Origin of the sequence: Pseudoalteromonas sp. SG45-3 (assembly GCF_014164075.1) — a bacterium.
Taxonomy (GTDB): Bacteria; Pseudomonadota; Gammaproteobacteria; order Enterobacterales; family Alteromonadaceae; genus Pseudoalteromonas; species Pseudoalteromonas distincta.
Window position 1 is genome coordinate 326,704 of record NZ_JACJEN010000002.1, and the last position, 14,220, is coordinate 340,923.

The window sequence follows — 14,220 nt, forward strand, 5'->3', positions numbered from 1 at the left end:
ATAAGGGAATTTTATTAAGTGGGAATTCAGGTGGGCAAAAATTACATTTAAATGAGTATGAGTTACATGCTTGGGTTACATATGTAACAGGTACAAACAGCAGAGCCTGCAAGGCTTGCATTAAAAAGCCGACAAAAGTCGGCTTAGAATAAAAATATGTTAGGTTACTTTTTCTTTTTAACCTTAGCCTTTTTCTTGGCTTTCATTTTTACTGGATCTTTACGCTTTTTAGCCGGCGGCTTAGCTTCTTTATGTTGTGGCTCAACACCTTTAATTACACGGCGTTTTAGTTTTTGTTCAACGTAGCGCTCTACTTTATACAAAATACCAATGTCGTGTGCTTCAACTAACGATATTGCAATCCCTTTTTTACCAGCACGGCCAGTACGACCAATACGGTGTACGTATACGTCGGCAGTGCGCGGCATATCAAAGTTAATAACGTGGCTGATGTCAGATACGTCAATACCACGTGCAGCTACGTCGGTAGCAATTAAGATACGTGTTTTACCACTGTGGAAGTTTTCCATGGCTTTCATACGTTTGTCTTGTGGCATTTCGCCGCGTAACCAAGCTGCTTTAACGCCATTATTGGTTAGCTCGCCAATCAGTGTTTCTAAACGCTCACGGGTTTTAACAAATACAATTGCTTTAGTCACGTCTGGACCATTTAAGGTATTTACTAAAAGCTCTAGTTTGTGATGATAGTCATCGGCTAAATGTACCCACTGGTGAATTTTAGCTTTTTCTTTACGTGACGATTCAGCTTCAAGCAGTGCAGGGTCGTTTAATGTTTTTTCAGCAAACCTTTCTACGCTGTCACCTTCGAGTGTTGCTGAGAATAAAAAACATTGGCGACGATTTTTAGCTTCGTCACAAATACGGCTCATTTCTTTTTTGAAACCCATGTCTAACATGCGATCTGCTTCATCGATAATAAGCATTTCTACGTGTTCAGCATGAAAGTTTTCGGTTTCTAGGTATTCCATTAATCGACCTGGTGTGGCGATTAAAATATCGTTATTTTTTTCGAAAATTTCTTTATGCGTGCCGTAGTTAATACCGCCTGTTACTACACCAATTTTTAGGTGTGTGCGTTTAGCTAACAGTTCACATTGTTCATGAATTTGATAAGCCAACTCACGAGTCGGGGTCATAACGAGGACGCGCGCAAAACCAGGATCACGACGTGGGAAATCCAGTAAGTACTGAATAGCCGGAATTAAAAATGCCGCTGTTTTACCTGTACCAGTAGGCGCAGATGCTAAAATATCGCGCCCCTGTAGTGCTTCAGGAATAGCTTGTTGTTGAATGCTGGTTGGCGTCTCGTAGCCCATTTTATTAATGGCATCGAGTAGCTTGTTATCAAGATCAAATTCAGAAAATTGCATAGAGTGTCTAAAATAAGGGACAATTACCCTGATTATACGCGCTATGCTGCGCTTGGTGAATGAAAAGGTGAAAAAATGTCTGGTTTTGTATTTAAACAATTTAAAGTTGAACACGACCACTGTGCAATGAAAGTTTCTACCGATGGCATTTTGCTTGGCGCATGGGCTAATTTAAGCGGTGCAAAGTCATTACTTGATATAGGCACAGGCACCGGCTTACTAGCATTAATGTGTAAGCAGCGCAGTAATGAGCTTGATATAACTGCGGTAGAAATTGACGAAAGCGCCTATACCCAAGCATTGCAAAATGTAGCTAATAGTCCGTGGCCAACAATAAGTATTAAGCACCAAACTATTCAAAGCTTTAGTAGTGAAGTTAAGTTTGATGTTGTTATCTCTAATCCACCGTATTTTAATCACAGTTTAAAAGGCGATAATGCTGCGCGTAATACCGCGCGCCATACCGACGGCTTAAGTTTTGAAGAGTTAATAAATGCGTTTAAACGTTTAAGCCATAGTGGTTCTCGCTTTAGCTTAATACTCCCAAGCGTTGAAGGTGCATTATTTATTGAGCTTGCTACTCAAAATAGGCTTTATTTAAATACTCATTGCCAAGTAAAAGCCACGCCCAATAAAGATATTAGCCGCAGTTTAATGGCATTTAGCTACGTAAAAAGCGATATAGAAACATCAATTCTGTGCATTAGAAACTTAGATAATACCTACACTGCTGATTATATAGCTCTGTGCAAAGCATTTTATTTGAAAATGTGAAGCAATTGTAAAATAGGAACGAATAACGCAAACTGACTAAAACCATTGTTGAGAACAGATATGGATAGTCAGTTACCAAAATCTTTTATAATTATACTTGCCGTATTACAGGCTATTGCTCTTACCCTTTTGTATAGCAGTATAGAAAATAATGTGTGGCCAGCAACAAGCCCTACATGGTTAGTCTCACTTATTACATTTTCTATGAGCTTTCCTTTATTAATGCTAATGACCGTTAATAAAAATAATATAAAAACGTCGTTGCTTTTAATCCTTCCTTTTTCCTTGTTGTTATCTTTATTGGGGGCGTATGTTGGCTTTCAGCAAGAGCCTCAAGAGTACGTAAGTAATAACACTTTAATGTCAGTTTTTATTTTTACTAGTTTAATAGCTGGCTTTAAAGGCCTTATGTACATACAACAATTTGGTAGCTCAGAAAATGTTAGTTACAGTCGTTTATTTAAGCTCTCTTGGCGTAATTTTATAATATTTGGAGAATGCTGGCTGTTTGTACTTATTTTTTGGGGAATTCTAAATTTAGGTGCGGCTTTATTTGATATTTTAGATATAGAATTTTTCTCTGAGCTACTAAGAAATGAATGGTTTTGGATCCCAACCTTAACGCTCGCATTTGCCTTTGCGAGTGTCATATTTAGAAAGCTTTTGAACATTGAAGATAATATCGCTTTTTTACTACAAACTTTAATTAAGTTTTTATTGCCTGTTTTATCAGTTATTTCTCTCGGTTTTTTAGCAACACTTCCTTTTACCGGACTCAATAAATTATGGGAGACCGGAAGTGGCAGTTTATTAGTAATGTGGCTGCAGGTGCTCACGTTGTTTTTTGTTAACACTGTTTATAAAGATGACTCATCAGTTCGCCCTTATCACATGCTCTTGCACCGACTCGTTTTTATAAGCGTTGCGTTACTTCCAGTTTATAGTGTTATTTCTGCCTATGGAATTTACTTACGGGTAGAGCAGCATGGGCTAACAGTAGATCGTTGTTGGGGCATTTTAATTTGGTTTTTATTGGCGTGTTTTTCGTTTAGTTATCTTGTTGGAATTATAACAAAGCGAGACAATTGGCTAGAGCCGCTTAGCAAAATAAATATTGTGATGGGGTGGGTGGTGCTCGTTAGTATGCTTGCTGTTAACTCCCCTTTATTAAATTTTCAAAGCTTATCTACAAACAGCCAAATAGCGCGTTTAGATGAAGATAAAGTAACAATAGAAAAGTTTGACTATTACTATTTTGAGCACAGCTTAGGTCGCCAAGGTTATTTAGCTATGCAGTTATTAAAACAGAAAATTGAAACGAGTCACCCAGAGCAATACGCTATCATCGATAGGATGTATGTAAATAATGAGTTTGCTTTAACGCTTGAACACACAGTCGATGATTTTATTGAGCGCAGTGTATTTTGGCCATCACAAGCGCTAATACCTCAAGGTTTAATAGAGGCAGTATTTTCTGAACAACATTTTTACGATCGTAACTCTTTAAAAGAACATACTTACTATTTCATTGGCATGGATTTAAACAAAGATGATGAACTCGATTTTATAGTGATTGACGAAAGTAATGAAAATATATCCGCATATTTCTGGTTATTCGACATGGGTAAGTGGCGCTCAAAGTATATGAATGTCGAAAATCCTGAAGAGATTAGATACCTTAAAAGCATGATTGATAATAACGAATTATCTTTAGTTGAGCCTGAATATTCAAATCTAAAAATAGGGGATGTTGTTTTTAAAGTAAGGTAATACGTTGCTTTGTTTTTTATGCTACAGATCCTTAAACCTAAACTAATGATTATTAGTTTAGGTTTGTTGTTATTTTAGGTGGGGCGCTTTGGTAGTGTGTTTATAAATCACCTGTTATGATTAAGTCATTAGTCACTTGATTTAAAGACAACACAATGAAAAAGTTAAATAAAATAGCATTACTTAGCACGTTAGCAGCCACCATTTTTGCAAGCCAAAGTGTGCTTGCTGCTATTACGCCAGTAGGCCTTTGGAAAACGATTGATGAGGATACAAACCAAGCTAAGTCGTATGTACGTATTACCCAAACCAACGGTGTATTAAGCGGCAAAGTTGAAACCATTCTTAACCCTGCAAAACAAAATGATATATGCAGTAAGTGTGATGATGAGCTAAAAGATCAGCCTATTTTAGGAATGACCATAATCACCGATGTAAAAGCACAAGATGATGGCGTATGGGGGGACGGTGAAATACTCGACCCAACAAATGGTAAAACCTACACCTTACAATTAACCCCGCAAGATGAAGGTAAAAAGCTCGAAGTGCGCGGTTACATTGGCTTTTTTTACCGAAACCAATATTGGCTAAGAGTTGAGTAAGTTTAACTACTTACTTAATTACTAAACGTTAAATAATTAAGCATTAACTGAAATCATTTTTGCGCTTTGCCTTTCTTACTCACTAAGCCTGCCATATTTAATTGGCATAAAATTTTGAGTAAATAAAAGGGTAAAATATGATTAAGTACATAGTTGCTTTAATAATGCTTAGCACACTGTTAATAAGCGGTGGGGCAAACGCAAAGGATGATGCGGTAAACACGGGCTGGTTTAATAACACGGCTATTAAAGGGTATGACAGTGTTGCTTATTTTACCCAAAATAAAGCCGTTAAAGGCAGTGACAAATATACGTTTAGTTATTTAGGTGCCGACTGGCATTTTTCGAGTGAAGAAAACAAAACGGCATTTGCAGAAAACCCAAAGCGTTATGCACCGCAATACGGTGGCTGGTGCGCTTATGCAATGGCTGATGAGGGGAATGCCGTAGGGATAGATCCAGAAGCATTTTATATTCACGAAGGTAAGCTTTACTTAAATTACAGCCAAAGCGTACAGCAAAAATGGTTAAGTAATCTAGTGCCGTATATTGTTATGGCTGATGGATATTACCCACAAACGACCAATGTTATGACGTTTCAATAAATTTTTAATTAATATTAACTAAAAAGCCCACAACTAAACTAGTTGCGGGCTTTTTGCTTTTTATTTATTAGCTTATTAATTAAAGCGTTTCGCCGTATTCAGTCATTACCTGTTCAACCCATGTTGCAATACGCTCATCGCTTAGCTCGTATTGGCTGTCTTCGTCGAGCGCAAGACCAACAAAATTTTTACCATCAGGGGTTAATGCTTTTGAGGCTTCAAACTCGTAGCTACTGTCATTTGGCCAAAAACCAAGTTGAGTAAATGTTTGCGTATTTATTTCATCGTGTAGCATGCCTAGGGCATCTTGAAACCATTGCCCGTAACCTTGTTGATCGCCCATGCCAAATAAAGCAATGGTTTTACCATTTAGGTTTACGTCGGCTATGTCGTCCCACTTTGACTCCCAGTCTTCTTGTATTTCACCAAAATCCCATGTTGAAATACCAAAGATGATAAAGTCGTACTGCTCTGCATTTTTTAGTGGCTCGTCTTTAATATTGTGCAGGGTAACTATATCGGCACCAATAATGTCGCGAATCTTTTCTGCTGTCATTTCGGTGTAGCACGTAGTAGAACCAAAAAATAAACCAATTTGCATCGTATTTATCACTGTGTAATTGCCTGATATGATAGGCTCAAGTTTACCGTAAGGTATTTTTAATTGATACCTTAGCAAAGCATGAGAGCATAATGTGACAACGCTATCTGACGATTCTTTTGAAAATAACAGCAGTATGAGCAGTAATAGCGACTACCTAGAAACCTTTTTAGATAGCCTGTACTTAGAACAAGGCGTAAGCGAAAATACATTAAGCGCTTATCGCAGTGATTTAGATAAGTTTTGCCTATTTTTAAAGGGCGAAAATTTAATGACGGTAACGGGGCTAGACATAGAAAGCTACTTAGCCCATCGAGTTGATTTAGGTTTAAAACCACGCAGTACAGCACGTAGCATTAGTGCGCTAAAGCGTTTTTATCAGTATTTTGTGCGCGAAAAAATAATTAGTGATTCGCCGATGCTAAACATTGCTCAACCAAAGGCCGGACAGTCGTTACCTAAAACACTCTCAGAAGCTGAAGTTGAGGCATTGTTAAATGCGCCCAACACAGAAGAAGCGATGGGACTGCGCGACAAAGCCATGCTAGAGCTACTTTATGCAACGGGGTTGCGTGTAAGTGAGCTTGTTGGGCTTCGTATGGAGCAAATTAATTTGCGCCAAGCGGTGGTGTTTGTAAAAGGCAAGGGTAACAAAGAGCGCTTAGTGCCATTGGGTGAAGAAGCCATGTATTGGCTGGAGCAATTTCTAAAGGGTGGGCGTGCACAAATGATAAAACACGCCACCGATTTTGTGTTCCCATCTAAGCGCGGAGTAGGCATGACGCGACAAACCTTTTGGCATAGAATTAAACACTATGCTATTTTGGCATCAGTTGAGTCTCCATTATCGCCCCATACCATGCGCCATGCTTTTGCTACGCACTTATTAAATCATGGGGCAGATTTACGTGTGGTACAAATGATGTTGGGCCATAGCGATTTATCAACGACGCAAATTTATACCCATGTTGCCAATGAACGGTTAAAGTCGGTACACGCAGAGCATCATCCGCGAGCGTAAGTTTGAAAGTAAATATTATTAAGCCGGTCAATATATTAAGTGTTTTTAGGATAGAGAGAAGTTATGAAAAAATTAATGTTAGCAGGTGCCATGTTGTGCACAAGTATTAGTGCATTTGCAAATGGCGTTGCTGTAACACCAGATGCTAATGATCCTATTATTACTAAATTTGCCGAGCTTGGTGTAACTGTAAAGCAAATTAACCCAAGCCCAGTCGCGGGCTTAAAAGAGTTGATCACTAATAAGGGCGTACTTTACGCAAGTCCAGATGGTCAATTTTTAATGCAAGGTACGTTAATCGATTTAAATAATCGTAACAACTTAACAGAGCAAGCATTAAACGGCGTGCGTGTTGAGGGCATTAAAGAATACGAAGATTCGATGATTGTGTACAAAGCACCAAACGAAAAACACAGTATTACCGTATTTACCGACATTAGCTGTGGTTACTGTCGTAAATTACATCGCGAGTTAGACGATTTACTTGATGCGGGTATTACCGTTAAGTACCTTGCGTTTCCACGTGGTGGCTTACAAGGTTCAGGCTATGCCGATTTAATGAACGTATGGTGTGCACGCGATCAGCAAGAAGCACTAACAGAAGCTAAGTCGGGTACAAGCACTAAAGTAGTTGCAGGCTGTAGCGCACCGGTTGCAGAGCATTACCAGCTTGGTCAAAGCTTTGGTATTAGCGGCACACCTGCCATTATTTTAGAAGATGGTACGATGATCCCAGGTTACCAGCCAGCAGCAGCACTAAAAGCAGCATTAGATGCTAACAAAGCGTCGTAATACGTTTTATAGCTAATAAAAAGGCCTTAATGGCCTTTTTTTGTCTTTTTAATACGACCCAATAAGTTAAAACTCTGCATGAAAAAACTAATCATTGCGCGTGAAAACGTTGACGACTCGCATCTACCGAGTAATTTACACCCTGTAATTAAACAAATTTATGCTAACCGCAATGTATTTAATGCCGACGAGCTAAATAACAGCGTAGCTACGCTTCACGATTTTAAATTGTTTAAAGATATCGACAAAGCCAGCGATTTATTAATTGAAGCATTAAAAGCGCAAAGCCAAATATTAATAGTCGGCGATTTTGATGCTGATGGCGCAACAAGTACTGCAACATTAATGCAAGGCCTTGAGATGTTTGGCTTTAAGCATTTAGATTACTTAATTCCTGACCGGTTTAGCTTAGGTTATGGTTTAAGCCCCGCACTTGCAGAGCAAATAGTACAAATAAAGCCTGATTTAGTGATCACCGTAGATAACGGCATATCGTGTATTGCTGGCATTGATATTTTAAAAGCGGTTGGTATTAAAGTGCTGGTAACAGATCATCACTTACAAGGTGAGCAGCTGCCAAATGCCGATGCAATAGTAAATCCAAATAGGCACGAATGTAACTTCCCGTCTAAATCTATAGCAGGCGTTGGCGTTGCTTTTTACTTACTAATAGCACTGAGAAGCGTAATGCGAGACCTTGGTTATTTTGAGCAGCAACCGCCGCCTAATTTAGCTAACTTGCTCGACATTGTAGCGCTTGGTACGGTTGCTGACGTGGTCGCACTTGATGCAAATAACCGCACCTTAGTACATCAAGGTTTAGCACGTATTCGCAGTGGTAAAACACGCCCTGGCATCACCGCGCTTATTGAAGTGGCTAACCGCAATGCTGCGCGCTTAAGCGCAAGCGACTTTGGCTTTTCACTTGCGCCGCGTTTAAATGCAGCAGGGCGATTAGACGACATGAGTTTGGGCATAGCATGCTTACTTAGCACCGATATAAATCAAGCACGTAGTATTGCCAGCGAGCTCGATAGTTTAAACTTTGCAAGGCGCGAAATAGAACAAGGCATGCAAGCCGAGGCGCAAGCCGTGCTTGATAGACTCGCATTTAGCGACGATAACGTCCCTGATGCAATCTGCTTGTTTCAAGACGATTGGCATCAAGGTGTTATTGGCATTTTGGCTGGTCGCTTAAAAGAAAAATACCACCGACCAACCGTTATATTTGCTGGTGGCGAAAATGGTGAAATAAAAGGTTCGTGCCGCTCTATAGAAGGGTTGCACATGCGCGACTTACTCGAAGGGCTTAATACTGCTGAGCCACACTTAATTAATAAATTTGGTGGCCACGCAATGGCCGCTGGTTTAAGTATTAACGAGCAACACTTTAATGACTTTAAAAAAGCGTTTGATGCTGCCGTGAGTGCGCAACTGAGTGAAGAAAGTAAACGCTGCATTGTATTTACCGACGGTGAGCTGCCAAACGATTGTTTTACGATGGAGTTTGCCCAGCTATTAAAGCAATCGGGCCCGTGGGGGCAGCAATTTCCTGAGCCGGTGTTTGAGCACACCTTTGAAGTAATACAGCAGCGCATAGTCGGCGAAAAGCATTTAAAGCTGGTGCTAAAGCATCAATCAGGGCGATTGGTTGACGCCATTGCCTTTGGTATTGATGTAAAAGAATGGCCCGACACAGAAGCGAAGTTTGTAAAAGTAGCCTATCAACTCGATATAAATGAGTTTAGAGGTAAATTTACGCTGCAATTAATAGTTAGAGAGCTTGAAAAAGTGCACTAAAAAATATGCACAAATCATGCATAAAAGGCTAATAAAGCGCGCGGTTTTTTGTTAAAATCGGGCGTTTTTATCATTTGACGATAATTTGTTGCGAAAATCCCATGTAAAGGGGCGCAATTACCTAGCCATTTTGGAGTGATGTACATGTTTGAAGTGAATCCTGTGATTAACCAAATCAAGGAAATTCGCGAACGTACTGAATTGCTTCGGGGGTACCTTTGACTACGCTCTTAAACAAGAACGCCTAGAAGAAGTTAACGCCGAACTTGAAGATTCAGCCGTATGGAATGAGCCTGAACGCGCACAAGCGCTTGGCCGTGAAAAATCAGCATTAGAGGCTGTTGTTGAAACAATCGACAACCTTGTAGCCGGTACTGACGACGTTGAAGGTCTACTTGAACTTGCTGTAGAAGCCGAAGATCAAGATACCTTTGATGAAGCACAAAGCGAACTTAGCGATCTAAACGAGCAGTTAGAAGGTTTAGAGTTTCGTCGTATGTTTTCAGGTCCTCATGACTCAAACGATGCGTACCTTGATTTACAATCGGGTTCTGGCGGCACTGAAGCACAAGACTGGTGTAATATTCTACTTCGTATGTATTTACGTTGGGGCGAGGCTAAAGGCTTTAAAGTTGAGCTAGTTGAAGCAACCGACGGTGATGTTGCCGGTATTAAAGGCGCAACAGTTCGCTTTGTTGGCGAATACGCTTACGGTTGGTTACGTACAGAAACAGGCGTTCACCGTTTAGTGCGTAAAAGCCCGTTTGACTCAAGTGGTCGTCGTCATACCTCATTTGCTTCTGCGTTTGTATACCCTGAGATTGACGATAATATTGAAATTGATATTAATCCGTCAGACCTACGTATAGACGTTTACCGTGCATCAGGCGCGGGTGGTCAGCACGTTAATACCACCGAATCGGCGGTTCGTATTACTCACGTACCAACAAATACCGTAGTGCAGTGTCAAAACGAGCGTTCACAGCATAAAAATAAAGCCCAAGCGATGAAGCAGTTAAAAGCTAAATTATTTGAGCTTGAGCTACAGCAGCAAAATGCTGAAAAACAAACGCAAGAAGACGCTAAATCTGATATAGGTTGGGGTAGCCAAATACGTTCATACGTACTTGATGACGCACGTATTAAAGATTTACGTACAGGCGTTGAAAACCGCAATACCCAATCGGTACTTGACGGTAACTTAGATAAATTTATTGAAGCCAGCCTTAAATCTGGCCTATAACCACCAAGCTAATAAAGAGCTAAAAAATGACTGATAAAATCCAAGACGAAAACAAGTTAATCGCTGAGCGTCGCGGCAAGTTAGACGCGATACGCGAAAATTGCCCAGCCAACGGTCATCCAAACCAATTCCGTCGTGAGCATTACACGGCTGATTTGCAAGCCCAGTTTGGTGATAAGAGCAAAGAAGAATTAGTTGAACTACAAGAAGTTGTGTCTATTGCTGGACGTATTTTAGCAAAGCGTGGACCTTTTTTTGTAATTCAAGACATGAAAGGTCGTGTACAAGCGTATGCATCTAAAGATGTTCAAAAAGACCTTAAAGAGAAATATGGTCAGCTAGACACTGGCGATATTATAGGTGTTAAAGGCGCGTTAAATAAATCGGGTAAAGGCGATTTATACGTAGAAATGACTGAGTATCAATTACTAACTAAGTCACTTCGCCCGTTACCTGAAAAATTCCATGGCTTATCAGATCAAGAAACAAAGTACCGCCAACGTTATGTTGACTTAATTACTAACGAAGCAACGCGCGAAACATTCCGCATTCGCTCACAAGTAGTTGAAGGCATTCGTCGCTTTTTAGCAGAACGTGACTTTATGGAAGTAGAAACACCTATGCTACAGGTTATACCTGGTGGTGCATCTGCGCGTCCGTTTGTAACTCACCATAACGCGCTTGATATCGACATGTACCTACGTATAGCGCCAGAGCTTTACTTAAAGCGCTTAGTGGTAGGTGGTTTTGATCGTGTATTTGAAATTAACCGTAACTTCCGTAACGAAGGGTTATCTACACGTCACAACCCAGAATTTACAATGATTGAATTTTACCAAGCATACGCTGATTACATCGACCTGATGAACATTACCGAAGACATGCTACGTACTGTTGCAGAAAACGTACTAGGTAGTGCAATTGTAGTTAATACAACTAAGGACGAAAACGGCGAAGTTATCGATTCAGTTGAATACGACTTTGGCCAACCGTTTACACGTTTAAGTATGGCGGATGCTATCTTAAAATATAACCCTGAGTTTGATGCTGCGGTATTTAACGACCCAGAAAACCATTTTGAAGAGTTAAAAGCGTACGCTAAACAAGTGCACGTTAAAATTCCTGAAAACTGTGTTTGGGGTCCAGGTAAGTTTCTTTGTGAAATATTTGAAGAAACAGCAGAGCACATGCTTATTCAACCTACGTTTATTACTGGTTACCCGTGGGAAGTATCACCACTTGCACGCCGTAACGACGAAAACCCATTTGTTACCGACCGTTTTGAGTTTTTTGTTGGCGGCCGTGAACTTGCAAATGGTTTCTCTGAGCTTAACGATGCACAGGACCAAGCTGAGCGCTTCACTCGTCAAGTTGAAGAGAAAGACGCAGGCGATGATGAAGCAATGCACTACGACGAAGACTACATACGCGCACTAGAGTACGGCTTACCGCCAACGGCTGGTGAAGGTATTGGTATTGACCGTTTAGTAATGTTGTTTACTGATTCATCAACAATTAAAGACGTTATTTTGTTCCCGCATATGCGTCCACAAGCTGACTAATCTTTAGTAGTACAAAGTAAGTTAATAAACGCCGCTTAATAGCGGCGTTTTTTTTGCTTATAATTAGTGTTTTAATTAATAAGTACTACACTAAAAATTAAAGGTAATTATTAGTGCTGATTAATGTGCAATTCAGCTTCACTAACTTATTGTTATTGGAAGTTTTTAATATTAAAACTAACAGTGCTATAACTTTTTAGTATGATTGTTTTTTAAACATATGTTGTGTTTATACAAAGGTTTTAGCTAGAATACGCACGAAATTTACACTGCTGGTATTTAGCAGTTAAATATAGATTCTTAAAGGACTTAGAATAATAGTATGAAAGACAAACGAGTAGATGATTTATCAGAAGAGTGTACATCAGAGCAAGAACGAAACGCTTACTACCGTGCTTGTATCGCTGAATTTCAACAATTAGGTTACCAAGAACAGTATTTGGCTCAGTTAACTGATGACTTAGTTCCCGTGCTAGGTGTTAATCCTTCAAATAAAAATACGTAACCCGCTTAAATTTCAAACTAATTACACTTTTAAACCAAGCATATGTGCAATCTGTAACCATATAGTCGTTTTTGGTAGAAAAGTGTTTGACATATTTTCTGAAATCTTTATTATACGCCCCACAAGACGGAGAGGTGTCCGAGTGGCCGAAGGAGCTCCCCTGCTAAGGGAGTATAGAGTTTGTAGCTCTATCGAGGGTTCGAATCCCTCCCTCTCCACCATTTCTTTTAATGGCGTGTTTTGTACAATTTTAAAGTATGGGTGCATAGCTCAGCTGGATAGAGTACTCGGCTACGAACCGAGCGGTCGGAGGTTCGAATCCTCCTGCGCCCACCATACTTTAATAACTCGCTTAGAGTCTAAATAAGCAAAAGCTCTACTTAGAGTTAAAATAAGTAAACTATAAAGTGGGTGCATAGCTCAGCTGGATAGAGTACTCGGCTACGAACCGAGCGGTCGGAGGTTCGAATCCTCCTGCGCCCACCACTTTATAGACTCTCACTTAGAGTAAAAACAAGTAATAGTAAAAATGAAAGCGGGTGCATAGCTCAGCTGGATAGAGTACTCGGCTACGAACCGAGCGGTCGGAGGTTCGAATCCTCCTGCGCCCACCACTTTCATGTTTTCATACACTTTTAAGTGTAAGAAAAATAAACCGATGGAAATCGGTTTTTTTATGCCTGAATTAATACGCTCTGCTTAGAGTTTAAATAAGCAATCTATGAAAGTGGGTGCATAGCTCAGCTGGATAGAGTACTCGGCTACGAACCGAGCGGTCGGAGGTTCGAATCCTCCTGCGCCCACCACTTTCATAAACAAGCCGACATTAAGTCGGTTTTTTTGTGCCTAAAATAAAGTGAAATGTAAACTACCACTCCTGTAGCCGCAGAGCTTGCTCGCGTGAGAAGCGCCAGCTTCTAGTTACTTGCCACCGATATAACTGATACTTTATTTACGAGCTACGCTCGTCGCGTCAGCAAGCTGCACGCCTAAAAGTAAAACCAACCCAATCTTTAAATCCAAACTCCGAGTTTATTTATCCGTTGTAGACGCTGAGCTTGCTCGCGTGAGAAGCGACAGCTTCTATTCCCCCCTCAAAAATATAATTTATAAGATTTTATTTGTTGGCAACGCCAGAAATAAGTAATTTATTCACAAAGAGGTTAAGAGGCGCTGCGCTTTTAGAGGTAGTAATAAAGCAAAACTAATAAACCCGGGTTTATGTCTTCTCATTTACTTCTCTTTCGCTTCTCTTTGTATAATAGATCTTTAAGTGGTTCATTGACCAAGAAACTAAATAACTAGAAGCGTTTAGCTCTAAGAAGGTTAAATACGATCTTTAAGCTTAAAATGAGAGGTGGTATTTTCAAGCAAAACCATCTCTAATCTTTAAATCTAAACTCCGAGTTTATTTATCCGTTGTAGACGTTGAGCTTGCTCGCGTGAGAAGCGACAGCTTCTATTCCCCCCTCAAAAATATAATTTATAAGATTTTATTTGTTGGCAACGCCAGAAATAAGTAATTTATTCACAAAGAGGTTAAGAGGCGCTGCG

At 40.0% G+C, this 14,220-nt stretch carries 12 protein-coding genes and 5 tRNA genes; 15 read left to right on the top strand and 2 right to left on the bottom strand.

The features are described from left to right. Positions 1-164: 164 nt before the first annotated feature. Positions 165-1,391 (bottom strand): ATP-dependent RNA helicase SrmB, encoded by a 1,227-nt coding sequence (gene srmB, locus H5126_RS03865; RefSeq protein WP_002961405.1) that lies wholly within the window; start codon positions 1,389-1,391, stop codon positions 165-167. Positions 1,392-1,466: 75 nt separating this feature from the next. Here srmB and H5126_RS03870 point away from each other — a divergent pair, with 75 nt between their 5' ends. The 4 genes from H5126_RS03870 to H5126_RS03885 all read left to right on the top strand — a co-directional run bounded on the left by H5126_RS03870 (position 1,467) and on the right by H5126_RS03885 (position 5,142). Then, positions 1,467-2,165 (top strand): tRNA1(Val) (adenine(37)-N6)-methyltransferase, encoded by a 699-nt coding sequence (locus H5126_RS03870; protein WP_182720536.1) that lies wholly within the window; start codon positions 1,467-1,469, stop codon positions 2,163-2,165. Positions 2,166-2,225: 60 nt separating this feature from the next. After that, entirely contained in the window at positions 2,226-3,935 is a 1,710-nt protein-coding gene (locus H5126_RS03875; protein WP_182720537.1) for a DUF4153 domain-containing protein, read from the top strand. Positions 3,936-4,090: 155 nt separating this feature from the next. Next, positions 4,091-4,537 carry a DUF2147 domain-containing protein gene (locus tag H5126_RS03880; RefSeq protein ID WP_182711816.1) on the top strand — a complete coding sequence of 149 codons (447 nt, stop codon included), beginning with the start codon at positions 4,091-4,093 and terminating at the stop codon, positions 4,535-4,537. Positions 4,538-4,674: 137 nt separating this feature from the next. After that, the gene (locus H5126_RS03885) at positions 4,675-5,142 is read left to right on the top strand and encodes a YHS domain-containing (seleno)protein (RefSeq protein WP_182720538.1); all 468 of its coding nucleotides are present in this window, start codon (positions 4,675-4,677) and stop codon (positions 5,140-5,142) included. 79 nt (positions 5,143-5,221) lie between these two features. Here the strand turns inward: H5126_RS03885 and fldB are convergent, their stop codons facing one another. Next, positions 5,222-5,743, bottom strand: coding sequence for a flavodoxin FldB (gene fldB / locus H5126_RS03890; RefSeq protein WP_182720556.1), 522 nt, complete (start codon positions 5,741-5,743; stop codon positions 5,222-5,224). 94 nt (positions 5,744-5,837) lie between these two features. On the opposite strand from fldB, the gene xerD reads away from it, so the two are divergent. The 11 genes from xerD to H5126_RS03945 all read left to right on the top strand — a co-directional run bounded on the left by xerD (position 5,838) and on the right by H5126_RS03945 (position 13,472). After that, positions 5,838-6,764, top strand: coding sequence for a site-specific tyrosine recombinase XerD (gene xerD, locus H5126_RS03895; protein ID WP_002961416.1), 927 nt, complete (start codon positions 5,838-5,840; stop codon positions 6,762-6,764). Between the two features lie 63 nt (positions 6,765-6,827). Next, positions 6,828-7,556, top strand: coding sequence for a bifunctional protein-disulfide isomerase/oxidoreductase DsbC (dsbC, locus tag H5126_RS03900; protein WP_002961417.1), 729 nt, complete (start codon positions 6,828-6,830; stop codon positions 7,554-7,556). A 78-nt stretch (positions 7,557-7,634) separates the two neighbouring features. After that, complete coding sequence (recJ, locus tag H5126_RS03905) at positions 7,635-9,356, top strand: single-stranded-DNA-specific exonuclease RecJ (protein WP_182695430.1); 1,722 nt, start codon at positions 7,635-7,637, stop codon at positions 9,354-9,356. A 144-nt stretch (positions 9,357-9,500) separates the two neighbouring features. Next, positions 9,501-10,599, top strand: a protein-coding gene (gene prfB, locus H5126_RS03910) for a peptide chain release factor 2 (RefSeq protein ID WP_100218355.1) whose coding sequence is annotated in 2 segments (ribosomal slippage) — positions 9,501-9,575 and positions 9,577-10,599 — 1,098 coding nt in all. Because the reading frame shifts where the segments join, the coding sequence is not laid out codon by codon here. A 26-nt stretch (positions 10,600-10,625) separates the two neighbouring features. Beyond that, entirely contained in the window at positions 10,626-12,161 is a 1,536-nt protein-coding gene (gene lysS, locus H5126_RS03915) for a lysine--tRNA ligase (protein WP_182695429.1), read from the top strand. A 322-nt stretch (positions 12,162-12,483) separates the two neighbouring features. Beyond that, complete coding sequence (locus tag H5126_RS03920; protein ID WP_010553261.1) at positions 12,484-12,666, top strand: hypothetical protein; 183 nt, start codon at positions 12,484-12,486, stop codon at positions 12,664-12,666. 128 nt (positions 12,667-12,794) lie between these two features. Then, a tRNA-Ser gene (locus H5126_RS03925) sits at positions 12,795-12,887 on the top strand. Positions 12,888-12,925: 38 nt separating this feature from the next. Then, a tRNA-Arg gene (locus H5126_RS03930) sits at positions 12,926-13,002 on the top strand. A gap of 73 nt (positions 13,003-13,075) precedes the next feature. Beyond that, a tRNA-Arg gene (locus H5126_RS03935) sits at positions 13,076-13,152 on the top strand. A 51-nt stretch (positions 13,153-13,203) separates the two neighbouring features. Further along, positions 13,204-13,280 (top strand) — tRNA-Arg (locus tag H5126_RS03940). Between the two features lie 115 nt (positions 13,281-13,395). Further along, positions 13,396-13,472 (top strand) — tRNA-Arg (locus H5126_RS03945). Positions 13,473-14,220: the final 748 nt, after the last annotated feature.

Bases quoted from the DNA above. Each gene is read 5' to 3' on its own strand.
- dsbC (WP_002961417.1), top strand. From the start codon at position 6,828: ATGAAAAAATTAATGTTAGCAGGTGCCATGTTGTGCACAAGTATTAGT.
- H5126_RS03875 (WP_182720537.1), top strand. From the start codon at position 2,226: ATGGATAGTCAGTTACCAAAATCTTTTATAATTATACTTGCCGTATTA.
- H5126_RS03870 (WP_182720536.1), top strand. From the start codon at position 1,467: ATGTCTGGTTTTGTATTTAAACAATTTAAAGTTGAACACGACCACTGT.
- H5126_RS03885 (WP_182720538.1), top strand. From the start codon at position 4,675: ATGATTAAGTACATAGTTGCTTTAATAATGCTTAGCACACTGTTAATA.
- H5126_RS03920 (WP_010553261.1), top strand. From the start codon at position 12,484: ATGAAAGACAAACGAGTAGATGATTTATCAGAAGAGTGTACATCAGAG.
- recJ (WP_182695430.1), top strand. From the start codon at position 7,635: ATGAAAAAACTAATCATTGCGCGTGAAAACGTTGACGACTCGCATCTA.
- H5126_RS03880 (WP_182711816.1), top strand. From the start codon at position 4,091: ATGAAAAAGTTAAATAAAATAGCATTACTTAGCACGTTAGCAGCCACC.
- fldB (WP_182720556.1), bottom strand. From the start codon at position 5,743: ATGCAAATTGGTTTATTTTTTGGTTCTACTACGTGCTACACCGAAATG.
- srmB (WP_002961405.1), bottom strand. From the start codon at position 1,391: ATGCAATTTTCTGAATTTGATCTTGATAACAAGCTACTCGATGCCATT.
- lysS (WP_182695429.1), top strand. From the start codon at position 10,626: ATGACTGATAAAATCCAAGACGAAAACAAGTTAATCGCTGAGCGTCGC.